Annotated in this window: 25 protein-coding genes; 1 reads left to right on the forward strand and 24 read right to left on the reverse strand. The window is 44.3% G+C overall.

The window, feature by feature from the left end; all coding sequences use genetic code 11:
• Positions 1 to 4: 4 nt before the first annotated feature.
• Positions 5 to 376, reverse strand: coding sequence for a NusG domain II-containing protein (locus R2J37_RS09190; protein WP_230106056.1), 372 nt, complete (start codon positions 374 to 376; stop codon positions 5 to 7).
• A 236-nt stretch (positions 377 to 612) separates the two neighbouring features.
• Between R2J37_RS09190 and R2J37_RS09195 the strand changes: the two genes are divergently transcribed.
• Complete coding sequence (locus tag R2J37_RS09195; protein ID WP_230106055.1) at positions 613 to 1,596, forward strand: FAD:protein FMN transferase; 984 nt, start codon at positions 613 to 615, stop codon at positions 1,594 to 1,596.
• An 87-nt stretch (positions 1,597 to 1,683) separates the two neighbouring features.
• Here R2J37_RS09195 and R2J37_RS09200 read toward each other — a convergent pair whose 3' ends face one another.
• From R2J37_RS09200 to R2J37_RS09310, 23 genes are all read right to left on the reverse strand, one after another.
• Entirely contained in the window at positions 1,684 to 2,106 is a 423-nt protein-coding gene (locus R2J37_RS09200; protein ID WP_316264664.1) for a hypothetical protein, read from the reverse strand.
• A 62-nt stretch (positions 2,107 to 2,168) separates the two neighbouring features.
• Positions 2,169 to 2,624, reverse strand: a complete 456-nt coding sequence (locus R2J37_RS09205) for a DUF2752 domain-containing protein (protein ID WP_316264665.1) — start codon at positions 2,622 to 2,624, stop codon at positions 2,169 to 2,171.
• A 19-nt stretch (positions 2,625 to 2,643) separates the two neighbouring features.
• Positions 2,644 to 3,435, reverse strand: coding sequence for an RnfABCDGE type electron transport complex subunit B (locus R2J37_RS09210; RefSeq protein WP_316264666.1), 792 nt, complete (start codon positions 3,433 to 3,435; stop codon positions 2,644 to 2,646).
• Between the two features lie 13 nt (positions 3,436 to 3,448).
• Complete coding sequence (locus R2J37_RS09215; RefSeq protein WP_230107614.1) at positions 3,449 to 4,024, reverse strand: electron transport complex protein RnfA; 576 nt, start codon at positions 4,022 to 4,024, stop codon at positions 3,449 to 3,451.
• Positions 4,025 to 4,035: 11 nt separating this feature from the next.
• Positions 4,036 to 4,752 carry an electron transport complex subunit RsxE gene (rsxE, locus tag R2J37_RS09220; RefSeq protein WP_316264667.1) on the reverse strand — a complete coding sequence of 239 codons (717 nt, stop codon included), beginning with the start codon at positions 4,750 to 4,752 and terminating at the stop codon, positions 4,036 to 4,038.
• A 12-nt stretch (positions 4,753 to 4,764) separates the two neighbouring features.
• On the reverse strand, positions 4,765 to 5,349 hold the full coding sequence (locus R2J37_RS09225) for an RnfABCDGE type electron transport complex subunit G (protein ID WP_316264669.1): 585 nt from the start codon (positions 5,347 to 5,349) through the stop codon (positions 4,765 to 4,767).
• Positions 5,349 to 6,236 carry an RnfABCDGE type electron transport complex subunit D gene (locus R2J37_RS09230; protein ID WP_416386689.1) on the reverse strand — a complete coding sequence of 296 codons (888 nt, stop codon included), beginning with the start codon at positions 6,234 to 6,236 and terminating at the stop codon, positions 5,349 to 5,351. Before R2J37_RS09230 ends, R2J37_RS09225 begins: the two co-directional genes overlap by 1 nt.
• Before the next feature lie 91 nt (positions 6,237 to 6,327).
• Entirely contained in the window at positions 6,328 to 7,647 is a 1,320-nt protein-coding gene (gene rsxC / locus R2J37_RS09235; RefSeq protein WP_230106048.1) for an electron transport complex subunit RsxC, read from the reverse strand.
• Between the two features lie 205 nt (positions 7,648 to 7,852).
• Complete coding sequence (rpsA, locus tag R2J37_RS09240) at positions 7,853 to 8,932, reverse strand: 30S ribosomal protein S1 (RefSeq protein WP_230106047.1); 1,080 nt, start codon at positions 8,930 to 8,932, stop codon at positions 7,853 to 7,855.
• On the reverse strand, positions 8,913 to 9,767 hold the full coding sequence (ispH, locus tag R2J37_RS09245) for a 4-hydroxy-3-methylbut-2-enyl diphosphate reductase (RefSeq protein WP_230106046.1): 855 nt from the start codon (positions 9,765 to 9,767) through the stop codon (positions 8,913 to 8,915). The genes rpsA and ispH overlap by 20 nt, the downstream gene beginning before the upstream one ends.
• Positions 9,768 to 9,782: 15 nt before the next feature.
• Positions 9,783 to 10,439 (reverse strand): (d)CMP kinase, encoded by a 657-nt coding sequence (gene cmk, locus R2J37_RS09250; protein WP_316264671.1) that lies wholly within the window; start codon positions 10,437 to 10,439, stop codon positions 9,783 to 9,785.
• Positions 10,440 to 10,463: 24 nt separating this feature from the next.
• A complete protein-coding gene (locus R2J37_RS09255) occupies positions 10,464 to 10,907 on the reverse strand; it encodes a YcxB family protein (RefSeq protein WP_230106044.1) in 444 nt (147 codons plus the stop codon).
• Between the two features lie 2 nt (positions 10,908 to 10,909).
• Positions 10,910 to 12,163 (reverse strand): BaiN/RdsA family NAD(P)/FAD-dependent oxidoreductase, encoded by a 1,254-nt coding sequence (locus R2J37_RS09260; protein WP_230106043.1) that lies wholly within the window; start codon positions 12,161 to 12,163, stop codon positions 10,910 to 10,912.
• Positions 12,160 to 13,089 (reverse strand): MurR/RpiR family transcriptional regulator, encoded by a 930-nt coding sequence (locus R2J37_RS09265; protein WP_230106042.1) that lies wholly within the window; start codon positions 13,087 to 13,089, stop codon positions 12,160 to 12,162. The genes R2J37_RS09260 and R2J37_RS09265 overlap by 4 nt, the downstream gene beginning before the upstream one ends.
• Positions 13,090 to 13,290: 201 nt before the next feature.
• Positions 13,291 to 14,706 carry an oxaloacetate decarboxylase subunit alpha gene (locus R2J37_RS09270; protein WP_230106041.1) on the reverse strand — a complete coding sequence of 472 codons (1,416 nt, stop codon included), beginning with the start codon at positions 14,704 to 14,706 and terminating at the stop codon, positions 13,291 to 13,293.
• A 23-nt stretch (positions 14,707 to 14,729) separates the two neighbouring features.
• A complete protein-coding gene (locus R2J37_RS09275) occupies positions 14,730 to 15,881 on the reverse strand; it encodes a sodium ion-translocating decarboxylase subunit beta (RefSeq protein ID WP_256193604.1) in 1,152 nt (383 codons plus the stop codon).
• A gap of 55 nt (positions 15,882 to 15,936) precedes the next feature.
• The gene (locus R2J37_RS09280; protein WP_230106039.1) at positions 15,937 to 16,317 is read right to left on the reverse strand and encodes a biotin/lipoyl-containing protein; all 381 of its coding nucleotides are present in this window, start codon (positions 16,315 to 16,317) and stop codon (positions 15,937 to 15,939) included.
• 27 nt (positions 16,318 to 16,344) lie between these two features.
• Positions 16,345 to 17,145: an OadG family transporter subunit gene (locus R2J37_RS09285; RefSeq protein ID WP_230106038.1), complete on the reverse strand. Its 801-nt coding sequence runs from the start codon at positions 17,143 to 17,145 to the stop codon at positions 16,345 to 16,347.
• Between the two features lie 14 nt (positions 17,146 to 17,159).
• Positions 17,160 to 18,599: an acyl-CoA carboxylase subunit beta gene (locus R2J37_RS09290; RefSeq protein ID WP_256193602.1), complete on the reverse strand. Its 1,440-nt coding sequence runs from the start codon at positions 18,597 to 18,599 to the stop codon at positions 17,160 to 17,162.
• 231 nt (positions 18,600 to 18,830) lie between these two features.
• A complete protein-coding gene (locus tag R2J37_RS09295) occupies positions 18,831 to 20,819 on the reverse strand; it encodes a 2-isopropylmalate synthase (protein ID WP_256193601.1) in 1,989 nt (662 codons plus the stop codon).
• Between the two features lie 151 nt (positions 20,820 to 20,970).
• On the reverse strand, positions 20,971 to 22,176 hold the full coding sequence (locus R2J37_RS09300; RefSeq protein ID WP_316264677.1) for a D-alanyl-D-alanine carboxypeptidase family protein: 1,206 nt from the start codon (positions 22,174 to 22,176) through the stop codon (positions 20,971 to 20,973).
• 86 nt (positions 22,177 to 22,262) lie between these two features.
• On the reverse strand, positions 22,263 to 22,784 hold the full coding sequence (gene scpB / locus R2J37_RS09305) for an SMC-Scp complex subunit ScpB (protein ID WP_416386688.1): 522 nt from the start codon (positions 22,782 to 22,784) through the stop codon (positions 22,263 to 22,265).
• A 75-nt stretch (positions 22,785 to 22,859) separates the two neighbouring features.
• Positions 22,860 to 23,612, reverse strand: a complete 753-nt coding sequence (locus R2J37_RS09310) for a segregation and condensation protein A (protein ID WP_256193600.1) — start codon at positions 23,610 to 23,612, stop codon at positions 22,860 to 22,862.
• Positions 23,613 to 23,685: the final 73 nt, after the last annotated feature.

Below are 23,685 nucleotides of genomic sequence, written 5' to 3' on the forward strand. Positions count from 1 at the left end.
CTCCTTAGTTCGTCATGCCGTCCAACTCACTGTTGATATTTGATTCCACTTCCACAATAACCCGATTAGGCAGGCAGATAATATTCTCTCCGCTGGCGGACACTGCCTTCTGATGTACACAGAGCTGATCCGGACAATCCGCCTCCGTCATCTTGGCCTTTCCGTTTCTGATCTGCAGAATATTACTTCCATTATTTATGGTTATCTCCCGATCCTCATTCAAAGGATAGGTCCCTTCTATTTTTCCATCCACCTTGACCACAGCGCTTCCCGAACCGGAATCTTTCAGTACCTGATGCAGTAAAAATGCACCAGCCGCAACTACAAGGATAATAATGATCAATACAATATCTTTTTTGCTTAATGCCTTTTTCATGTTTTTGCTACCACTTTCCTACCCCGCTTTTTCTCTGTCAAAATACGTTTTCAAAAGCAGAATATCGATATTCTACCCTATTTTAGCATAACCGGCTTTTTTGTGCAATCACATGTTCGATTCCCTCCATATTGCAGGAGAATGCAATAATATGCTATAATAGCATGGTGTCCTGCCGGATACGTAATTATGGGAATAAATTGGTTTTTATCAAAGATATTTATAAGGAGAACTTTATGAAAAACAGAATAATTGCTGCTCTTACCGCGGCAGCTTTCATATGCATATCTCTGTCCGGATGTGCGGCTGCTTCAAAAGAGCCCATGACCTATACGGATACCGTATTTGACACCGTAGTTTCAATTACTGTCTATGACTCCACGGATCAGGAAATCCTGGATGAATGCAAATCGATGTGCCAGAAATATGACGCTATGTTTTCTGCCACAAATCCTGACAGCGAGATATCCAGAATTAACCAGGCAGGCGGCAATCCGGTGGAGGTGTCTTCCGAGACAGCAACCCTGATCAAAAAAGGATTGTACTATGGTAAGCTTTCTAACGGCGCCTTTGACATTACCATCGGTAAAGTTTCCAGCCTGTGGGACTTCAAGGCAGAAAATCCGTCAGTCCCCGATTCCGCTGCTATTGCTTCCGCCCTTGAGCATGTAGACTATCAAAAAGTACTGGTCAGCGGAAACACTGTCACCATGCAGGATTCTCAGGCTGCCATTGATCTGGGTGCAATAGCCAAAGGCTATATTGCAGACCGTCTTAAGGACTATTTGGAGGAAGAAGGAATACGGCATGCCAACATTAATCTCGGCGGAAATGTTCAGACAATCGGCGGAAAGCCTGATGGCTCCGCTTTCAACATCGGTATCCAGGAACCCTTTTCCGAAAGCGGGATCCCTCTTACTTCTGTTAAGATCAAAGACCAGTCCATTGTCACTTCCGGGACTTATCAGCGATATTTTGAAAAGGATGGAACCATCTATCATCATATCCTTGATCCAAAGACCGGTTATCCCTGCCAAAATGGTCTTTCCAGCGTTACGATCATCACAGACTCCTCTCTGACCGCCGACGCCCTCAGTACCACCTGCTTTGTACTGGGGCCTGAAGACGGACTGAAACTTGTCAATCAGCTGGATAATGTAGACGCCGTCTTTATAGACAGTGAAAACGAGATCACTTATTCTACCAATTTTATGAAATAGGAGAATACAGTAAAAGCTCTGCTTCAGATAGGGATTTTCCCTCTGAAGCAGAGCTTCTCTTTAGAAATTTTCTTTGTTCACCGTTGTCTAATAAACTCCATATTCCGGGATCATAGTTGCCACGGAAACTCCGAGAATAACAAAGAGTATAATACTCAGCACAAATACGACTGCATAAATGATCAGCCACGCCCGGCAGAAATTTCTTCTGTTTACATTTCCATTCTTTCCAAATGCCCACACAAGATACAGCACCAGACCGACACATGGAATCATCCACGCAAGAATTGTCAGCACCCAGTCTCCCAAAGTCATCGGACTTTGATCCATGTTAAACTGATTATCTACATGATAGTTTCCATTATCTCCCTGATAATAGTGATAACCGCTGTTATACTGATAACCTGCATTTGGATCCGTATAAGTCTGGTTCTGGCTGCTTTGCTTATTCTGATTATCTGAGTCTGTCTTTTCTAAAATATCCGGTGTATTTTCAAAATTATTATCCATTTGCAGCTCCTCCTGTTTTCTTTTATCACGCCTATTGTATCACAGGTATGGTACAAATACAATTATTGTTTCACCAGCTCCCAAATATGATACAGCAGATTGTCATAATAATAAGTCATAGGCGGGCAGTTTGGAAAATAAACATACATACGATAAATATAAAACAGGACCATACCTGCAATCAGCGCTCCTCCCGCCAATTTCAGATGAAAGGAAAGCCCGTCTCTCCCCTTTCCATATCTTTCATAAGCGGCGGCAAGCACCCAAAGGCCGATCAGAAATATAAAAGGATGCATTTCCCACGCTCTGCCAAAATCCAGATGCAGAACAGCAAGTCCTGCTCTTGTCAGTCCACAGGATGGGCAGGGAAATCCTGTCATATATACCAGCGGACATACACTTCCCAAAATTCTTCCTGACAATGCAAAATAGGCGATCACTGCAATAATCGCCCATTTTAACTCTGCAATATCTTTTTTTACCCGATAGCTTATCAGCTTCCAATTTTCTTTTTTCATAAGCTTTTGTATGAAAATTCTATAAGATAATCTTTTTCGGACATTTCTCTGCACATTTTCCGCAGTTTGTACATTTAGCCGGATCAATGTGTGCAATATTATCAACCACTTTAACAGCGTCGAATTCACAGACTTTTTCACACATCTTACATCCGATACAGCCTACAGAACATACGCTCATAACATCTTTCCCTTTATCTTTGGAGCTGCAGTTTACGAGATGCTTCTGTTCATACGGAACAAGTTCGATCAGATGTCTCGGACACGCTTCAATACATTTTCCACATGCCTTACATGCATCTTTATCTACTACTGCCACTCCGTCAACAACATGGATCGCATCAAACGGACAGGCTTTCACACAGGATCCTTCACCCAGGCAGCCATAAGCACAGGATTTCGGCCCGCCGTTCTGCATCATATTGATCATAACACAGTCATGGAGTCCGTAATACTCATAGCTCTGTTTTGCCTTTTCACATGTTCCGCCGCATTTTACAAATGCAACCTCATGTATCTGCTCTCCTGCTTCTACGCCCATAATATCCGCAATTTTAGCAGCTATCGGAGCGCCGCCTACCGGGCAGGCATTTACCGGAGCTTCCCCTGCTGCGATTGCTGCTGCAAGTCCGGAACATCCCGGATAACCGCATCCACCGCAGTTGTTTCCTGGCAGTACGCCAAGAACTGCCTCTTCTTTTTCATCCACTTCTACTGCAAACTTTTTGTCTGCAAGCCCGAGAAAGATACCAATGAATAAACCAGTACCGCCTACAATGACTGCAGCCAAAATAATTCCTGTCATACTCATGTTACTCTTCCTCCTATATCAATCCTGAGAATCCGAAGAATGCAATCGCCATCAATGTAGAAGTCAAAAGCACGATCGGCATTCCCTTAAAGGACTCCGGAATATCATTGTATTCCATTTTCTCTCTGATTCCTGCCAGAAGTACGATGGCGATCAGGTAACCAACGCCGGTGGCAAATCCGTTTACCACACTCTCGATCAGATTATAGCCGTCCTGAGCATTGTTGATCGCAACACCAAGCACTGCACAGTTTGTTGTGATCAGCGGCAGATAAACGCCCAATGCATTGTAGAGAGATTTTACAAACTTTTTCAGGAACATCTCCACGATCTGAACCAGAGCAGCGATTACAAGAATAAAGACAATTGTCTTCAGGTAATCAAATCCTAACGGTTCCAAAATAAAATCATACAGGAGGCTGGCAACCAGAGAAGCCAGCGTAATTACAAAGATAACAGCTCCGCCCATGCCGACAGCAGTCTCAGTCTTTTTGGAAACGCCGAGGAAGGAACAGATTCCAAGGAACTGGCTGAGCACGACGTTACTTACAAGTGCAGAACCTACTGCAATTAAAATCAAATTTCCCATCATTTCCCCTCCTATTCCTTATCTTTTCCGGCCGCTGACGGACATCCGCCGCATGTCTGGCAGTCCGCGCCGCATCCGGACTGGATTTTGGACGCATCTTTGCCTTTCTTTTCCATGTTGATCTTCACTTTGTTCTGGATTGCCGCAAGAAGCGCTAATACAAGGAATGCCCCAGGCGCCAGGATAAAGATCGTGATCGGTGTGTATCCTGCTGCTCCTGTCGCCTCATCTGCCAGAGGGAGGATCTGATAGCCAAAAGCCTGTCCTGCTCCGAGGATTTCCCGCACAATACCGATAGCAATAAGGGCAACTGTGAATCCAAGTCCCATTCCAAGTCCATCAAAAATGGACGGAAGGACAGGATTTTTGGATGCATAGCTTTCTGCACGTCCCAGAATAATACAGTTTACTACGATCAACGGAATATAAAGTCCCAGCGAATCGTAAAGATCCGGGGTAAATCCTTCCATCATGAAATCAACAATTGTTACAAAAGAAGCTACAACTACGATGAAAGCCGGCATCCGGACAGAATCCGGAATAATCTTGCGCAGCATGGAAATCAGCATGTTGGACATAACAAGCACGAAGGTGGTGGAAAGTCCCATACCGATACCATTCATGGCAGAAGTTGTTACAGCAAGTGTCGGACACATACCGAGCAACAACACAAAAATAGGGTTTTCATCTATAATACCATTTTTCAGTCTCTCGCCACATGTATTCATCTCAACTACCTCCTAAAATGCATTCTGGAAATAAGCGATTGCTGCGTTTACACCGCCTGTCACCGCTCTTGATGTGATAGTGGCACCGCTGATAGCATCGATAGGTTCCCCTTCTCCGCCGTCTTTGGAAACGTAGAACTGATCTGCCTGTACGCCTACATACTGTCCGTAAAAGGACTCTTCCCTTGCTTTCATACCGAGACCTGCTGTCTCAGATATTGAAAGGAAAGAAATTCCGCTGATGCTTCCATCGGCTGTGATACCCACTGTCATCTGGATATCTCCGCCGTAACCTTCCCCGTCTGTAACCGTAATGACATATCCTGCTTCACCGCCGTCCACAGCGCTTACTTCATCAATCGATCCCTCAATTCCCGCGTCGGAAATTGCCTGCTTTGCGATATCCTGATCTACATCTACTGTCTCAAACGCATCAATATCAGCGTCCGGGAATACCGCCTGCCATGCTTCCTTCTTTGCCTCCTCGTTCGCCTGAGCGATCGGATCCTTTGTCACTTCATATGCCACTCCCAGCAAAAGTCCGGAAATCAAAGTAATAACTGTAAGAATAATCGTATTTCTGATAATCTTGTTCATTATTTTTCTCCTCCTTTACCAAATGGTTTTGGAAGAGTAACCTTCTCAATCAACGGAACCAGAAGGTTACTGATGATGATTGCATAGGACACACCTTCTGCCGATCCGCCGAAAATACGGAACAGACCTGTCAAAAGACCAAGCACGATACCATAGACATACTGTCCTTTCTTCGTGATCGGTGATGTTACATAGTCTGTTGCCATGAACCATGCACCAAGCATCAGACCACCGCCGCACAGATGAGCTGTGATATACTGCGGATCAAAAAATCCAATCTCCGGATGCGCTACATGTCCGAAAATTCCTACAAAAATCACGAATGTCACAATATATGTACCTGGGATCCTAAGATCAATGACTCCCATTAAGATCAGGAAAATAGCTCCGATCACAATGGCAATCACAGAAGTCTCACCAATGGTTCCCGGAATATTTCCGATCAGCATATCCATTGTGTTGACCTGATCCAAAGCGCCCTCTTTTACATAGGCAAGTGGGGTCGGTCCGGTAATGCCGTCATAGACAAAGCTTGTCATTGGTCCGGTAAAGGAAAGCAAAAGGAAACATCTTGCTCCCAGAGCCGGGTTCATAAAGTTCTGTCCAAGTCCTCCGAAAAGCTGTTTTACAATAAGAATACCGAATACGCTTCCCAGCGCGCCCATCCAAAGCGGCGCTGTCGGAGGCATGTTAAGCCCCAGCAGAAGACCGGTCACAACAGCACTGAAATCTCCTACCGTTACTTTTTTGTGCATAAGTTTCTCATAAATAAATTCTGTTAATACTGCCGCTGCCGTTGTGCTGATCAGCATAAGCAGAGCAGGTACGCCAAAGTTATATACTCCGAAAGCAGATGCCGGAAGCAGTGCAATAACTACCATGAGCATGATATTGCCAGAAGTAACCTTGGAACGTATATGTGGTGAAGACGAAATATTTAACTGATTCTCCACTTTTGTTCACCTCTTCCTCTCTTTATTACTTTTTCTTGCGGTTCGCAAGAGCAATTTTCCTCATAGATCCTATAGACTGTTTCAGCTGGCGTTTTGCCGGACATACGTAACTGCAGCAGCCGCATTCCACACATTCCAGCCCATTCTGCTTTGTAAAGAGCTCTTCATCATGATGCTCTGCATAATCCGCAAGTCTGGAAGGGATCAGCCTGCTCGGACAGACCTCTACACACCTTCCGCAGTTAATGCAGGCTGTCGGCTCAAATTTCGCCACCTCGTCTTTTGAAAGACAAAGGATAGATGAAGATGTCTTTGTCACAGGAGTATCCAGAGTAAACATAGCAAATCCCATCATCGGACCGCCGGAGATGACCTTCTCCGGTTCACCCTTGAATCCGCCTGCAGCTTCCACAAGTTCCATCTGGTTTGTTCCAAATAAGGCCTTAAAATTGCCAGGTTCATTCACTCCATCGCCGCTGACTGTTACAACTCGCTCCATAGACGGGATACCTTTTACAACTGCCTGGTATACATTGATCATTGTCTCAACGTTGTCTACCACGCATCCTGCATCGGCCGGAAGCATAGTGGAATTAATTGCCCGTCCGGTTGTTGCATAGATGAGCTGACGCTCTGCTCCCTGGGGATACTTCGTTTTCAGAGGCATAACTTCCATGCGTTTCTCATCTTTCACAAGTTCCTGAAGCTTTGCGATACAGTCTGGTTTATTATCTTCTACAGCAAAAATACCTTTTGCATTGTCAAACAGAGATAAGATCACCTTCATTCCGCCTACAAGCAGCTCCGGCGTCTCGATCATTCTTCTGTAGTCAGCAGTGATGTACGGCTCACATTCCGCACAGTTTGCTATAATGTAGTCAATTTTATCAGGCTCTTTCGGGGACAGTTTCACTCTTGTGGGGAATCCTGCACCTCCCATACCTACAATACCGGCTTCGCCGATCGCATTTAAGATCTCTTCCTTTGTCATTTCTTCCAAAGGCTTTACAGGGCCGTATTCTACTTCTTCGTACTGTTCGTCATTTTCAACTACAATACAGTTTACTTTTGCTCCTGTAGGATTAAAATGAGGCTCGATCGCTTTCACTGTTCCGGAAACAGATGCATAGATCGGAGCTGAGACAAACCCGCCGGCCTCCGCAATTTTCTGCCCCCTGAGTACATGATCACCGACAGACACAACCGGAGCTGCCGGAGCACCGATATGCTGTGAGAGCGGATAAACCAGGTTCCCTTTTGGCTTAACTTCAGTAATCGCCTTGTCCTTGGCCAGGCGCTTACCATCATCGGGATGAATACCACCCTTAAATGTTAATAATGCCATCTCGTTTTCCTTCCTTCCTAACTTTAATCTGTATATACTATACAAGAAAACGCCGACTCTATCTAGCTTTTTTCGGCAATTTTATTGTACATTTCCAAGTACATCTTGATGTTTGTTTAACAATGTCTCACACACAAAGATAGAGACTATATTCTAGTCTCTATCCGAAAACACTTTATGATATTCCATACGGTTTATCAGTTACTTATTCATCAGATCCTTCTTCTGCTTCAGCAGGCTCCAAAGCCTTCATACTCAGACTGATCTTCTTCTCTTCCACATTGAGATCAACGATCTTTGCAGTAATCTCCTGTCCTACTGTCAGAACATCTGATGGTTTTTCAACATGCGCTCTGGAAATCTGGGATACATGAAGAAGTGCGTCCACTCCTGGTGCAAGTTCAACAAAAGCTCCGAAATCTGTCATTCTGGCAACCTTTCCTGTAATCTCCTTGCCAACCGCATAATCTTCCTGTGCATTTGCCCAAGGATTTGTCTCCGGGAATTTCAGGCTGAGCGCAATCTTTGTATCATGAATATCTTTTACAAGAACTGTCACTTTCTCGCCAACCTGGAATACCTTCTTCGGATTTTCAATTCTGCCCCATGACATTTCAGAAATATGAAGGAGTCCATCCACACCGCCAAGATCGATAAATGCTCCAAAATCTGTCACATTCTTTACTGTTCCTTCAATTCTGTCACCGATCTGCAATTTTTCAAAAAGCTCTTTTTGCTTTTCTGCCCTTTCTGCTACAAGAAGCTGTCTTCTGTCACCGATAATACGGTTGCGGCGAGGATTAAATTCACTGATCACAAATTCAATTTCCTGTCCCTGATACTTGCTCAGATCTTTTTCATATGTGTCAGAAACCAGGCTTGCAGGGATGAATACTCTGGCTTCATCAACAACCACACTGAGTCCGCCGCCCAGAATCTGTGCGACAGGTGCCTTCAGTACTTCTTTGTTTTCAAACGCTTCTTTGAGGCGCTCATTTCCTTTCTCAGCAGCAAGCCTTCTATAAGTAAGCAGCACCTGACCTTCTCCGTCATTAACCTTTAATACTTTTGCAGTCATTGTATCACCAACAGAAACAAGAGTAGTAAGGTCCACACCCGGCTCATTCGTATATTCGCTTCTTGTGATGATACCGTCTGCTTTGTAACCGATATTCAGAATGATCTCATCCGGCTTTACATCAATGACTGTACCGTCAACCACCTCTCCGTTTCGTATTGTCTTGAATGACTCGTCTAACATCTGTTCAAATGTTAATTCTGACATTATTTTGAACCTCCTCAATTATTTTGTTGGGCGTGGATGCCCCTGCTGTAATACCTACTGTTTCCACGGACCTTAATTGATTCATATCCAAATCGTCAAGTGTCTGTATGTAGTACGTATTGTTACATGCATGATTACATATTTCAAATAACTTCTGGGTGTTTGAGCTCTTTTTGTCGCCAATCACGATCATTGCATCCACCTCTTTTGCAATACGTTCCGCCTCCTCCTGACGCTCTTTTGTCGCACTGCAAATCGTATTTAAAACAGTTATATCATACCCCTTTTTCGAGATAATTTCAACTAAATCTTTGAATTTATTGTAATTATATGTCGTTTGGGCCACTACGCACACGGGTTTTCCCTCTTCTACCGTAACAGCCTGTGCATCTTCTGCTGTAAAAACAACCTTTACATCTTCTTTTGCCCATCCCTGTATCCCTTTCACCTCCGGGTGGTCGGGATTTCCGATGATAATGATATACGCGCCTCTTGCACTTTGTTCTGAAACAATCCGATGTATTTTTTTTACAAACGGACAAGTAGCATCTACATAAGGAATCCCTTTTTTTTCAAGCATACTGCAGACTCTTTTCGGAACGCCATGGGAACGTATGATAACAACACCATCTTTCACTTTCCCCAGTTCTTCTTCTGTTTCCAGGACACAGACTCCTTTTTCTTTCAGATCTCGGATCACCTCATCATTATGGATAATAGGTCCGTAAGTGTAGATTTTTTGTTCCTTTTGTTCCCGGATCTGTTCATAGACAGTCTCTACCGCCCGCTTTACACCAAAACAAAATCCTGCTGATTTTGCCAGTTTTATTTCCATCTTGTTCTTTCCTTTCTATTTGCAAAGAGAGAGTATTTTTGAAACCACTTCCGGTATGCTCATATGAGAACTGTCGATCAGCACAGCATCTTCTGCCTGCTTAAGAGGAGCAGTCTCCCGATTCATATCCCTTTCATCCCTCTCCCTGATATCCGACTCGATTTCATCCAGATTACAGGAAATTCCTTTGGCAGTAAGTTCATCATACCGTCTTTTTGCCCTTGTTCTTGCGTCAGCTGTCAAAAAGACTTTCACATCTGCCTGGGGCAACACGTTAGTGCCAATATCCCTTCCATCCATCACTACATCTTTTTCTGCTGCAAGGGTTCTTTGCAGATCCAGGAGTTTCTCTCTTACTTTGGGGACTGCCGAGCTTTTAGAGGCCATATTCCCAACCTCTTCCTGCCGAAGCCTCGAGGTAATATTTTCTCCATTCAGATAGATCTGCTGGTTTCCGTCTTCATACCCGATTGTCACTTCCGCATTCCGGCATGCTTCTTCGATTTCTTTTGTATCCTGAGGATCAATCCCACTCTGAAGAAAATGTACGGCAAGCCCGCGGTACATTGCCCCTGTATCTACGTAAATAAATCCTTTTTCTTTTGCCACCTGTTTGGCAATCGTACTCTTTCCGGCTCCGGCCGGTCCATCGATCGCTATATTATATCCCATTTTTTCTCCTCACTCACTGTATTTTTATTCCAGATATGTAATCTTCGTTATCTTCGGACATTTTTCCAAAAGGAATGCTTTGAGATCTGCAAGGCTCCTGCCTTTTACACTTCCCTTCTTCAGTCCGAGAAAAGCATCTTTCTTACGCTTTTTACCTGCTACCAGAACAAAGGTGGTATCCGTCTCGCAGATTGCCTCCAGTTCATCATATCTGTATTCCTGCTTCACATCACCAGTGACACAGGAAAAAGAATCTTCATAAAATTCCACTTGCACTGTTCTTTCTTTTCGGCTGATCATTTTAATCTCTTTCCAGTGCTTCTGGGTTTTCTCTTCCGCTTTTGCCTTTATATCGCTGATCTTAAAAGGTCCCCACGCTTTCAGATTCTGATACTTATAATAAGCAATAAACATTTCCAGCACTATTTTTCTGGATTCTTTATATTCCATATAAAATAGAGGTTCCATAACTACTCTCTCCTGTCTGTGTACTTATTTTCTAAATTTGACGCTGCCGCATATGCAGTAGACCAGGCAATCTGAAGATTAAAGCCTCCTGTCACCGCATCCAGATCCAGCACTTCTCCGACAAAATAAAGATTTTTTATTTTTCTCGATTCCATAGTTCCGGGATCAATTTCCTTCACGGATACACCACCTTTTGTAATAATGGCCTCGTTCCATCCTCTAAGATTTACTGCTGTCATTTCCAGATGTTTAATGAGATAAACCAGCCTTCCTCTTTCTTCTCTGGAAATCTCGTTAATTTTCTTTTCCGGAGGTATTTCAGATAACTTTACGATAACAGGGATCAACTTTGAAGGGAGCAGCTTTCCAAGGGAATTTTTGAACTGCTTGTTTTTCTGCTCCTGAAAATCTCTTAAGATCCGCTGGTCCAGGCGTTCTTCCGAAAGAGCCGGCTTTAAGTCCACTGAAAGTTTCAACTTCCTTTGCTCCAATCTGGCACCTACATCCGCGCTTGCACTGATAACAAGGGGCCCGCTGACTCCATAATGGGTAAAGAGCATCTCTCCCATTTCGCAAAAAAGCTGTCTTTTTCCATCTAAGACCTTAAGTTCCACATTGCGAAGGGAAAGACCCATAAGCTGGGGAACCCATTCTTCTTCTGTCTGTATCGGAACAAGAGAAGGCTTAAGTTCTGTAATGGCATGGCCCATTTCCCCTGCGAAACGGTAGCCGTCTCCGGAAGCACCTGTAGAAGGGTAGGACATTCCTCCGGTCGCCACAATACATGCATCTCCCGTTTCCATCGTACCGTCTGCAAGTAAAACTCCCGTAAACGTTCCATTTTCCTGGCAAATTTTTTCCACCCGGCAGTTCAGCCTAAGTTCTACCTTCAGACGTTTCATTTCCTGCTCCAGTGTCCGGATCACATCTGACGAGTGGTCGGAAGCCGGAAACACTCTGCCTCCCCGCTCCGTTTTTGTCTTCATACCGAGTTCTTCAAAAAAATCGATCACATCCTGATTTGTATGGGTGTAAAAGCTGCTGTACAGAAATTTAGGGTTGCTTCTTGCCGCCTCAAACAAATCCTCTACATCGCAGGCATTGGTAAGATTGCAGCGTCCCTTTCCGGTAATAAACAGTTTTTTTCCGGCTTTTTCATTTTTTTCAAACACGCACACTTCCTGTCCATTCCGTGCCGCCCATACAGCAGCATACATTCCGGCTGCTCCGGCGCCGACGATCAGAACTCTGCTCATCTTTTTTCCTCCCCGCCGCTTATATCTCCTGTAATCTCTACACTGTCTCTTACCATATTCAGCTCATCGCCGCTGTACACCTGGTACTCATCCCAGATCTGCTCCAACATTTCCAGCGTAGACACTACTTCTTTCTGCTTTTTCATACAAAGGGCAACTACAAGGGCATTTACCACACTCAAGGGCGCCACAAGGGAATCTACAATAGATGCCATATCACTTCTTGCGATCAGGTTGCAGGAAGAATAGAGATTCATCGGGGAATGGACGCTGTCTGTCAAAGTGATGACTTTAGCCTTCCGGTTGCTTGCAAATTCCAGCGCCTTCAATGTACGCATGGAATATCTTGGAAAGCTGATTCCTATGATCACATCCTTTTCTCCGATGCGGATCAACTGTTCGAATATCTCACTGGCACTGTTTGTATGAACTGCAGTTACATCCCCCCGCAGAAGATTCAGATAAAAACTTAAAAAGCTGGCAAGCGGAGCACAGCTTCGTATTCCCACTACATACACCTTTCTTGCAGAAAGAATGGTTTCTACGGCAAGCTCGAACGCTTCCTGATCAATACTTTCCATTGTCATTTTGATCTTTTCAATATCTGACTGAAGAACGGATGCCAGTATCTCTCCCTGGCTGATCCTTCCGTATGTTACTTCCATCCGCTGAATAGAATTCAGTCTTGTACGGACAAGTTCTTCCAGCGCTTTTTGAAATTCCGGATATCCCTTATATCCCAGGGCTGTAGCAAAACGCACCACTGTCGATTCACTGACGCCTACGACTTCTCCCATTTTCGCCGCTGTTAAAAAAGCAGCTTTATCGTAATTTTTGCGAATATAATCGGCAAGCTTTTTCTGTCCCTTACTGAATTTAAGATACCCCTGGTCTATCTTTCGCAGTAATTCATTATTAATTCCCATTTTATCGATCCTTTTCCTGTATTTCATCCTGTATATTATCAAACAGCAGGTCCGCTTATACAGATCCAAAGACATTCTACTATATTCGCCCCCGGATTTGCAAGGGTATGGCGTAATGACTTATTTCACCAACCAAAAAAATCCGGCGAAAGCAGCCTCCAAGAGGCATGCCTTCACCGGATTTTTTCAACATTATACCGATTATACCGGATAACTTCCGCTCTTTGTATCTGCCATATCTACATCTATCTTTGTCTGCTGTGCTTCACGGTACTTGAAGAAATCCGTTGCAACCTGCGGGAATAATGCGTAAGTCAGGACATCCTCATCCTGCTGAATCCACTGTTCACACTCTTTGCGGAGCGTATCCAGCTCATCCTCAAGAAGGTCTGCCGGACGGCAGGTAATGATCTCCGGATTATCTCCCAGAACTTTCTTTACAACATCCGGATTAAAAGGCTTAACTGTAGCGCCGTATTTTCCGCTTAGCACATCCTTTGTCTCCTTTGTTGCCATCTTATATCGTTCTCCCATCAGAACATTAAACACAGCCTGTGTTCCTACGATCTGTGAAGAAGGTGTGACAAGAGGCGGTTCTCCAAGATCCTTTCTTACTTTCGGAACTTCTTCAAGCACTTCATAGTAACGATCCTCTGCTCCCTGCTCCTTCAGCTGGGAAGTCAGATTGGAAAGCATTCCTCCAGGCACCTGATAGAGAAGTGTCTTGATATTTACTCCAAGGTTCTTCGGATTCAGAAGTCCGCTGTCCAACGCTTCGTCGCGGATCGGACGGAAGTAATCTGCAATCTCTGCAAGAAGTTTCTGATCCAGCCCGGAATCATAAGGAGTTCCGCGGAAGGTCTCTACCATAACTTCCGTAGCCGGCTGTGAAGTTCCAAGCGCAAACGGAGACATTGCAGTATCGATCACATCCACACCTGCCTCTACTGCTTTCAGATAAGTCATAGATGCTACGCCGGATGTGTAATGTGTATGCAGCTGGATCGGAAGATCAACCGCCTCTTTCAGCGCGGTAATAAGCTCTGTAGCCTCATATGGCAGAAGAAGTCCCGCCATATCCTTGATACAGATAGAATTTGCACCCATATCCTCAATTCTCTTGGCAATATCTACCCAGTATTCCAGTGTATAGGCATCCCCAAGGGTATAGGAAAGCGCAACCTGTGCATCTGCCTTTTCCTTATTTGCTGCTTTTACTGCTGTCTGCAGATTACGAAGATCGTTCAGACAGTCAAAAATGCGTATAATATCAATTCCATTTGCTACAGATTTCTGAACAAAATATTCTACAACGTCATCTGCATAAGGACGGTATCCAAGAATATTCTGTCCCCGGAAGAGCATCTGAAGCTTGGTGTTCTTAAATCCGTCACGGAATTTACGAAGACGGTCCCACGGATCTTCCTTCAGGAAACGAAGGGACGCATCAAAAGTAGCACCGCCCCAGCACTCTACAGAGTGATAGCCTACTTTATCCATTTTATCAATGATCGGCAGCATCTGTTCCGTTGTCATGCGGGTAGCGATCAGAGACTGATGGGCATCACGCAGAATGGTTTCTGTTATTTTAATTGGTTTTTTCTGAATTTCTGCCATTATTTCTTCCTCCATTTATCTTATTACATTACACCGAAAATAGCCATGAATGTTCCGGCAACAACTGCCGTACCGATTACACCTGCAACGTTTGGTCCCATAGCGTGCATCAGAAGGAAGTTTGTGGGGTCAGCCTCTGATCCGACCTTCTGTGAAACTCTGGCCGCCATAGGAACTGCCGATACTCCCGCAGAACCGATCAGCGGATTAACCTTGCCCTTTGTCAGTACGCACATCAGCTTTCCAAGAAGGACACCGGCTGCTGTACCGAAAATAAAGGCGATCAGTCCAAGGGCTACGATCTTAAGGGTATCCAGATTCAAAAATGCCTCTGCACTTGTAGTCGCTCCTACTGATGTGCCAAGCAGAATAACTACGATATACATCAGTGCATTGGATGCAGTCTCCGTAAGCTGTCTTACCACACCGGATTCGCGGAACAGGTTGCCAAGCATAAGCATACCAACCAGTGGTGCCGTTGTAGGAAGAATCATACAAACAACGATCGTTACGATGATCGGGAACAGGATTCTCTCCAGCTTGGAAACAGGACGAAGCTGCTCCATCTTAATCTTCCGCTCTTTTTCCGTTGTCAAAAGCTTCATAACAGGCGGTTGAATAATAGGAACAAGCGCCATATAGGAGTAAGCCGCTACGGCAATCGGTCCCAAAATAGCTGTTTGCTGCAATTTACCTGCAAGGAAGATAGAAGTCGGTCCGTCTGCCCCTCCGATAATTGCAATAGCCGCTGCAGCTTTGTCTGAAAAGCCCATAGCCATCGCTCCCAGATATGCTGCAAAAATACCAAACTGCGCCGCTGCCCCGAGAAGAAAACTCTTCGGATTTGCGATCAATGGTCCAAAGTCTGTCATCGCTCCGACACCCAGGAAAATCAGTGACGGAAGGATAGACCATTCATCCAACACATAGAAATAATAGAGAAGTCCACCTGTACCGTTAGCAGCCTCATCTGCATGCAGCATAATATCGGGATAGATATTAACAAGCAGCATACCAAAAGCGATCGGCACTAACAGCAGAGGTTCAAATCCATGTCTGATTGCAAGAAACAGGAAAAAACATGCAACAGCAATCATGATAAGATTTCCCCATGTCAGATTGAGGAAAGCTGTCTGCTGCACGAGGTTTCCCAATGTTGTTATAATATAATCCATTTTTTAACCTCCAGTCGTGTTTCAAAAGTACCTCTGCAGTGCTCACATATACTGCCTAGTTTAAGGTAGCCAGCACTGCTCCAGCCTCAATCGCATCACCGACAGCCACATCAATGCTTGCAACTGTTCCGTCTTCTGGTGCCACAACCGGAATTTCCATTTTCATGGCTTCAATAATGACAACAGCGTCACCTCTTTTTACATTCTGTCCGACATTTGCCTCGATTTTAAATACTTTTCCTGCCGCGCCTGCTTTTACCTGGATTGCTCCCGCTCCTGCTGGTTTTGCAGCCGGTTTCGGTGCCGGCGCCGCCTTCGGACCCGCCGGTGCTTTCGGAGCCGGCGCTGCGGCTGGTGCCGGTGCTGCTCCGCCTGCGTTTTCTTCTACAGTTACATCATATACGTTTCCATTCACAGTAATTGTATAATTTTTCATTTTTATATCCTCCTGATCCGGTTATCCTTAATTCCATTTATTTGACCTGCGGCGACGAATGCTCCGAACAACAAAGCCGTCGGTACTTGTACCTTCTGATGCCGCGATCGCTGCTGCGATGACTGCTACAAGTTCTGTGTCATCTTCCTGTGTTTCTTCTACAACAACTTCCTCCGCCACTTCAGCCGCCGGCGTTTCAGAGACTGATGCCGGTGCCACCTGCTGCGGCTCTGCTTTCTTTGTGAAAGCCGCCTGAAGTTTCGGAATATATTTCAACAGAGAAATAATAACAGAAATAATAATCAGTACAACGAATACAGTTCCCATTCCAAGAAGAGTATTCAGTCCTGCTTTCTGAAGGATTTCTCCCATGGAATATTTTCCGCTCACCGTCAGACTGTCCAGCTGAAGATTTCCCCGAAGGTCTGTCTCGTAAATGATCTCAAGATCCGCCTGCCGGTCTTCAAACTCTGCTGTCGTTGTAATTGAAAGTTCTGAATTGCCTGCCTCATAAGTCAGGTCGCCGTGCCCGATGTAAGCTCCGCACTCCTCAACTCCTGCCTGCCATGCATCCATTGAGCTAAGAAAACTTTCCGCTGTAAAAGGATATCCTGACTGCATAAGCTGATAGTTCAGCTGCTCGTCTGTCAGACTCTTCCACTGCTCAATCGTGGCGTCATCTACACTGGAACAGTAGGCGATCAGAAACTCGGTAGCTTCCTCCATCGCCGCCTGATCATATTCTACACCTGTTTCATTATTGCTACATCCGGCCAGGGTAAATACAGCAGCAAGCATACACATTAATAAGCTAATTTTCTTCTTCAATTTGTTTCACCTCACTAAACTGTTCCATGTTTCTTTGCCGGACGATCCTCTCTTTTTGTAAAAAGCATCTCAAATGCTCCAATAATATATTTTCTTGTATCTGCCGGACTGATCACTGCATCCACATAGCCGTGTCCCGCCGCTGAAGCCGGACTTGACTGAAGAGCACGGTATTCTGCCGCTTTCTCTCTTTGAGTCTGCATATCAGAATCTGCATACATAATCTTTGCAGCCAGATCTGCATCCATCATGCCGATTTCCGCATTCGGCCATGCGTAAACCATATCTGCTCCAATGGATTTGCTGTTCATCGCCACATATGCGCTTCCATAAGCCTTTCCAATGATCACGTTCACTTTCGGCACCGTCGCATCAGTAAAAGCATAGATAAGTTTTGCTGTCTGTGCAGCCAGCGCTTTTTCTCCGCATGTTGACGCATCAAATCCCGTTACATTTGTAAGAGTAAGCACAGGAATATTAAATGCATCGCAGAATCTTACAAAATCCGCCGCTTTTCCTGCTCCCGCTGCTGTCAGCGATCCGTCAAATTCAGCAGTCACTTCCGCATCCTCATTGTAGACCTTAGAACGGTTTGCCACTGCACCTACTGTCATTCCATTCAGGCGGATAAATCCTGTAACCATGTCTTTTGCGTAATCCTTTTTCACTTCAAAGAAAACACCATTGTCAGAAATAGAGGACAGAGCGACAGCCGTATCTTCTGCAGCATTTTCGATACCCTCACACAGACGGTTCAGGTCATCGGTGCATTCCTCATAAGATACATCTTCTTCATTGTTGCACGGCAGCATACAGATCAGAGCCCGGATCTTCGCCAGAATTTCCTCTTCTGTTCCTGTTTCGTCAACAAGACCGGCCTCACTGCTCTGAAACTTGGCAGAAGCCGTGTTGCATTTCTGGACAGTATTTCCCGGGATCGCATTAGGGGAATTGACAAATAATTTTGCATGCTCTGTTTCCATAAATGTGAAATCTGTCAATGCCGGAATAACAGCCAGTCCACCGCCGCAGTTTCCGAAAATCGCAGTAATCTGCGGGATCACACCCGACGCCATAGACTGTTTCAGATAAAGCTTTCCAAATCCGTCCAACGCATCTGTCGCCTCCTGAAGCCGGATTCCGGCACAGTCAACCAGTCCGATCACCGGCGCTCCCATTTTCATTGCCATGTCATAAAGCGCTGCAATCTTTTTCGCATGCATTTCTCCGATCGATCCGCCCAACACAGACGCATCCTGGCTGTATACATATACCAGATTGCCATCGATCACTCCGTAACCGGTAATGACGCCATCTCCCGGCGTTTCTGTTTTCTGCATGTTGAAATCAGTCGCTCTGGCAGTCACGCCGCCGCCGATCTCAACAAAGCTGCCTGCATCAAGTAGGGAGGCAATTCTCTGACTTGCTGCATTTTCTGTTGCCATGTTGCTCATAACCTAGCCCTCCATTTTCTTACATATTTAAATCAGGTTTTCTATTGCATATAGTTGCGTCAGAGCCGCTAACGCCAGACAATTGCAAAAAGTTAAACCAAATTTTCTGCCGATTATATTATATATTCTTTTTCTGCATTATTCAACTGTTTTTGAAAAAATCGTTAAAAAATTAGCAAAAAAGAAGACGCCAAAAATCCTTCTCTTTTCAGCATCTTCTTTCCTTTTGATCTACTTCTGATTTCTGAATTGTACCGGAGTCATATCGTATGCTTTTTTAAACAGTCTGTTAAAATGCTCCACGTTTTGATAACCCACGGACAAAGCAATATTTTCTACTGTCATACTGCTGCTTTTCAGCATTGCTCTGGCTTTTTTCATCCGAATCTTTTTCACAAGTTCTCCAAAAGTCATTCCGGATTTTTCTTTAATATATTTGGAAAGATATGGCTTGGAAAGGTAAAACTTTTCTGCCAGATCATCCAAAGTAACGTCTATATAATTTGCCTGCAGATAATTCATGATCTCAATCATTCTTGCATCTTTACACGGATCAGCATTTCCGATCTCTTCAATTTTGTTGACAGCCACGATCAGAGCTTCTATGGAAGCGCGGATGATATCAGCATCGATTCCCACTCCCCAGCATGTCTTTCCATGAGCAATGATCCCCACGTAAGCCACTGCTTTAGAAGAAGATCCTCTTGTCAGGGAATGTTCCTCATAAAACGTCAGCTCATAGCTGATATTGAAATACTGTTTAATGGCATTGCTCACTGCATCCAGCCGTCCGTTCCCCGATGCAGTTACCACTCTTTCATCCTTTCCATGATGGATGGTGGCGTCAGCGATAATACCGTCTGCCTGGTGGAAATGACATTCATCAATAGAAAATACTGTTTTAGCATTCACATAATTATCGGTAAAGATCTGATAAATCCATTCCGGAGTCAGCTCTTTATGAGCTTTGTCAGATACCCCTTTTACCAGATATCCTACTTCCTCCCTCATTTTTTCCGGAAGGTTAATGCCATAGCTTTGTTTCAGGATATAGTTTACGCCGCCCTTTCCGGACTGGCTGTTGATACGGATCACATCAGAGTCATATTTTCTTCCCACATCCTGCGGATCGATCGGAAGATAAGGTACTGTCCATGTATTGCATTTCTTCTCATCTCTCCATGCCATTCCTTTTGCGATCGCATCCTGATGTGATCCTGAAAATGCAGTAAATACAAGTTCTCCTGCATAAGGCTGCCGCACATCGACCGTCATTCTTGTCAGCCGTTCATAAGTCTCTTTGATTTCTTCCATGTTGGAAAAATCAAGCTTGGGATCAACACCGTGAGAAAACATGTTCATTCCCAATGTAATGACATCTACATTTCCGGTTCTCTCTCCATTCCCGAACAGTGTTCCTTCAATCCGGTCTGCCCCTGCCAAAATGCCAAGCTCCGCAGTTGCAACTCCGCATCCTCTGTCATTGTGAGGATGAAGAGACAGAACAACATTTTCCCGGTAAGCGAGATGCTTATGTACATATTCTAATTGAGATGCGAACACATGAGGCATGGCATTTTCCACTGTAGTCGGAATGTTAATAATGGCTTTATTGTCCGCCTGGGGATTCCAGACATCCAGTACTGCGTTACATACCTCTACAGCATAGTCAACCTCTGTTCCGGAAAAACTCTCCGGACTGTACTCGAACGTAAAATTACCTTCTGTTTCATCTGCCAGTTTTTTTAACAGCTTCGCCCCGTCAACGGCAATTTTTTTCACCTGTTCCTTATCTTTTTTAAATACCTGTTCCCTCTGCGCAACAGATGTGGAGTTGTAAAGATGGATCACAGCGTGAGGAGCTCCTTTAACGGCTTCAAATGTCTTTTTGATGATATGTTCTCTTGCCTGTGTCAGTACCTGGACTGTCACGTCATCAGGAATCATCTTCCGCTCGATCAATGCTCTCATAAAGCGGTATTCTGTCTCAGAAGCAGCCGGAAATCCCACTTCAATTTCCTTAAAACCAACTTTTACAAGCAACTCAAAAAATTCCAGTTTTTCTTCTAAGCTCATAGGTTCGATCAGCGCCTGGTTTCCGTCTCTAAGATCCACGCTGCACCAGATGGGCGGCTGATCAATGTATTCCTTCTTTACCCAGTCATATGTTACTTCCGGCGGCATAAAATACTGCCGTTCATATTTTTCACAATTTTTCATCTTGCCATCTCCCTTACTATCTTCCAAAAGTTAAATATTAATCAACTTTCTTGTCTTTTTTTAATACTTGTTTATCCTAACATACATATTCAAAAAATAGAAGTGACAAATTTAATCATTTTAATTGATTTATTTTAATATATTTTCATTTTTATATCACGAAAAACAATTCTGTTATCTTTGTAAAACACCAGAAAAAATCCCGTTTCAAAATCGGCTCTGCCGCATATATTTCATCACCGGATACCACAAAATCATCCACAATATAGCGTATCTTTCCAACTGTCTCTCCCTTTTCAACCGGGGCTTCTATATAGTCCGGAAGAGTCACAACTGTCTCCACTTTTTCGTCTTCAGCCATCAAAAACAGACGACTATTTCCCTTTACGGATAAGCTGACCCTGGAATCTCTCCCAACTCCTCTGTCCGGCACTCCGTTTCTGACCGGAAGGTCCGGCAGCGTATCTGCCCTCTCTATTTTTTCATACTGATAATTATCAATTCCGTACTGCATCAGTTTTTTTGTATCAGACCACTTATAGTTTTTATTGTTGGGCCATCCGCATGCAAGCAGGGCAACAATGAAGGTTCTATTGTCCCTCTTTAATGCCCCTACATAACAGTAGCCTGCAGCCGCGGTAAATCCTGTCTTTCCGGTAAGGGCCCCCTCCATCATATCAAGAAAGGCATTATGATTTAAACAGGAGAAGCTGCGGTTTCCTGAAACATCTGTAAACTGATAACTTTTTGTTCTGGTTATTTCGAGAAACCGTTCTCTTTCCGGCGAAATCTTAATACAATAACGCATGATGCGCGCAAGATCAGCGGCTGTTGTCCCATGAATGTCTTCTTCGTCTTTCCCGTCCAGTCCGTTTGGGGTGACAAAATGTGTATTTTTGCATCCGATTTCTTTTGCCTTTTTATTCATTTGATCTGCAAAAGCTTCCACGGTTCCGGCCTGATTTTCCGCCAGGACCACAGCGCTGTCGTTATGAGATTCCAGCATCAGGGAGTAGAGAAGATCCTCTGTAAAGTACTGTTCCCCTTCTTTTACTCCAAGTCGGACCTGCGGCTGTGACGCTGCATGATCAGAAGCTGTGCAAATCTCCTCCATATCGGATTCCAAGACAAGAATACAGGTCATAATTTTTGTTGTACTTGCCATGGGGCGAACAGTCTTTTCTTCTTTTCCAAATAAAACACGCCCGCTGTCAGCGTCCATCAAAACCGCTGACCGGGCGTAAAGCTGTGACAGTTCTTCGGGAGTCTTGCTGGCTTTTGCCTGAGCCGGGGCAAAGAAAACTTCCAGTAAAAGAACTGCTGTTGCCAATATCATTTTATATTTTGATCTCACCATCTTAAGTCACACCAGATTCTTTTTATTCTTTTCCAGTCTATGCGCCTGCAGCTGCTGATATTCCGAATCTGCTATGAAATTCTATATCAGATATCCAGTTTCATCTGTACCTCTTCCTCTGCTTCATGTTTAAAAGTTTCTACCTGTTCTGAATTGAGGCTTGGAAGTTCATCCAGCGAATGGATGCTGAATCTTCTAAGGAACTCCTCCGTTGTCCCAAAGAGAAGCGGACGTCCGGGAGCGTCCAGTCTGCCTACTTCACATACAAGATTATACTCAACCAGACGGTTTACTGCATGATCCGACTTTACTCCTCTTATCTTTTCGATCTCCAGTTTTGTCACCGGCTGCTTATATGCAATAATAGATAAAGTCTCCAGCTGTACATCCGTCAATACATATTTTCTGGGCTGTCTGGCCACTTTGATCAAATATTCATACATATCCGTTTTTGTACACATCTGAAAGGAATTTTCCAGCTCTATGATCCGCATTCCCCGATCAGACGCCTCATATTTATCCATCATATTATGTATGATCTTTCGTGTCGTATCCTCATCGTGTTCAATGGCCGCCGCAATCCTGGACAGCTCCACTGAATCTCCCATTGTAAAAAGAATGGCTTCTATTATACCTTCCAGTCTGCTGATCTCCACTTTTATACTTCCCTTTCTATATTCGGCTTATTGCCGATACACCATTGATGTAATACAGATATCATCAAAAGGCTGTTTCTGTTCTATTTTGATTTTTCCGGTCTTCATCAGTTCCAATACAGCAAGAAATGTCACCACAAGCTGCACTTTCGATCCCTGCTTTTTCAAAAGCTGCCGGAAACTGAATACAGAGTGGTTTACTGCGTATTCCTCCACATAATCCAGTTTTTCCGGAAGCGATACTTCTTCTTTTTCTATTTTTCCAAATCCGCTCCGGATCGGATCGATCTTTTCATCCTGCCGCCGCATAACATCCCTGAAGATGCGGTTCAGCTTTGCCAGGGTCAGGTCTCCGAGAAGTTCTTCCAGGTTTACCGGCTCCACATATTCCTGAACCTCCTCCGGTATATCCGGTTCCCGATAGATTGCTCTTTCTCCCTCCACCTGCCTGTCGCGAAGTTCGTAAGCCATATATTTATACATCTTATACTGCAAAAGCTGCTCTACCAGTTCCTGCCGGGGATCTTCCTCCTGCCCCTCTTCATTTATCTCTTTCGGAAGCAGCATCCGGCATTTGATGTCCAGGAGAGTAGCTGCCATGAGGAGAAATTCACTCATAACATTCAAATCTTCCTTTTCCATAGCCCGAATGTATTCCATATACTGATTGGTGATCTCCACGATCGGTATATCATAGATATCTATTTTATTTTTATCAATCAGATGAAGGAGAAGGTCAAGCGGACCTTCAAACACCTGAAGCTTAACCGGTATACCCATAAATCCTCCGCCCTTTTTCTAACCATCCTATTATATCGGACTTTTTGTCTTTATACAATATCTTTTTCTCCTG

The sequence above is a fragment of the Claveliimonas bilis genome (assembly GCF_030296775.1).
Lineage (GTDB): Bacteria > Bacillota > Clostridia > Lachnospirales > Lachnospiraceae > Claveliimonas > Claveliimonas bilis.

Coding starts and splice junctions, on each gene's coding strand:
- rpsA (WP_230106047.1), bottom strand. CDS start 8,932: ATGTCAGAATTAACATTTGAACAGATGTTAGACGAGTCATTCAAGACA.
- ispH (WP_230106046.1), bottom strand. CDS start 9,767: ATGGAAATAAAACTGGCAAAATCAGCAGGATTTTGTTTTGGTGTAAAG.
- R2J37_RS09200 (WP_316264664.1), bottom strand. CDS start 2,106: ATGGATAATAATTTTGAAAATACACCGGATATTTTAGAAAAGACAGAC.
- R2J37_RS09310 (WP_256193600.1), bottom strand. CDS start 23,612: ATGGGTATACCGGTTAAGCTTCAGGTGTTTGAAGGTCCGCTTGACCTT.
- R2J37_RS09210 (WP_316264666.1), bottom strand. CDS start 3,435: ATGAGTATGACAGGAATTATTTTGGCTGCAGTCATTGTAGGCGGTACT.
- R2J37_RS09270 (WP_230106041.1), bottom strand. CDS start 14,706: ATGGCAGAAATTCAGAAAAAACCAATTAAAATAACAGAAACCATTCTG.
- scpB (WP_416386688.1), bottom strand. CDS start 22,784: ATGGGAGATTCAGTGGAGCTGTCCAGGATTGCGGCGGCCATTGAACAC.
- R2J37_RS09275 (WP_256193604.1), bottom strand. CDS start 15,881: ATGGATTATATTATAACAACATTGGGAAACCTCGTGCAGCAGACAGCT.
- R2J37_RS09300 (WP_316264677.1), bottom strand. CDS start 22,176: ATGGTGAGATCAAAATATAAAATGATATTGGCAACAGCAGTTCTTTTA.
- R2J37_RS09255 (WP_230106044.1), bottom strand. CDS start 10,907: ATGGAACCTCTATTTTATATGGAATATAAAGAATCCAGAAAAATAGTG.
- R2J37_RS09195 (WP_230106055.1), top strand. CDS start 613: ATGAAAAACAGAATAATTGCTGCTCTTACCGCGGCAGCTTTCATATGC.
- rsxE (WP_316264667.1), bottom strand. CDS start 4,752: ATGAATACATGTGGCGAGAGACTGAAAAATGGTATTATAGATGAAAAC.
- R2J37_RS09290 (WP_256193602.1), bottom strand. CDS start 18,599: ATGAGCAACATGGCAACAGAAAATGCAGCAAGTCAGAGAATTGCCTCC.
- R2J37_RS09265 (WP_230106042.1), bottom strand. CDS start 13,089: ATGGGAATTAATAATGAATTACTGCGAAAGATAGACCAGGGGTATCTT.
- R2J37_RS09225 (WP_316264669.1), bottom strand. CDS start 5,349: ATGAACAAGATTATCAGAAATACGATTATTCTTACAGTTATTACTTTG.
- R2J37_RS09190 (WP_230106056.1), bottom strand. CDS start 376: ATGAAAAAGGCATTAAGCAAAAAAGATATTGTATTGATCATTATTATC.
- R2J37_RS09295 (WP_256193601.1), bottom strand. CDS start 20,819: ATGAAAAATTGTGAAAAATATGAACGGCAGTATTTTATGCCGCCGGAA.
- cmk (WP_316264671.1), bottom strand. CDS start 10,439: ATGGGATATAATATAGCGATCGATGGACCGGCCGGAGCCGGAAAGAGT.
- R2J37_RS09280 (WP_230106039.1), bottom strand. CDS start 16,317: ATGAAAAATTATACAATTACTGTGAATGGAAACGTATATGATGTAACT.
- R2J37_RS09260 (WP_230106043.1), bottom strand. CDS start 12,163: ATGAGCAGAGTTCTGATCGTCGGCGCCGGAGCAGCCGGAATGTATGCT.
- R2J37_RS09215 (WP_230107614.1), bottom strand. CDS start 4,024: ATGGGAAATTTGATTTTAATTGCAGTAGGTTCTGCACTTGTAAGTAAC.
- R2J37_RS09205 (WP_316264665.1), bottom strand. CDS start 2,624: ATGAAAAAAGAAAATTGGAAGCTGATAAGCTATCGGGTAAAAAAAGAT.
- R2J37_RS09230 (WP_416386689.1), bottom strand. CDS start 6,236: ATGCTCATGGTAGTTATTGCACTGCTTCCGGCATCTGCTTTCGGAGTA.
- rsxC (WP_230106048.1), bottom strand. CDS start 7,647: ATGGCATTATTAACATTTAAGGGTGGTATTCATCCCGATGATGGTAAG.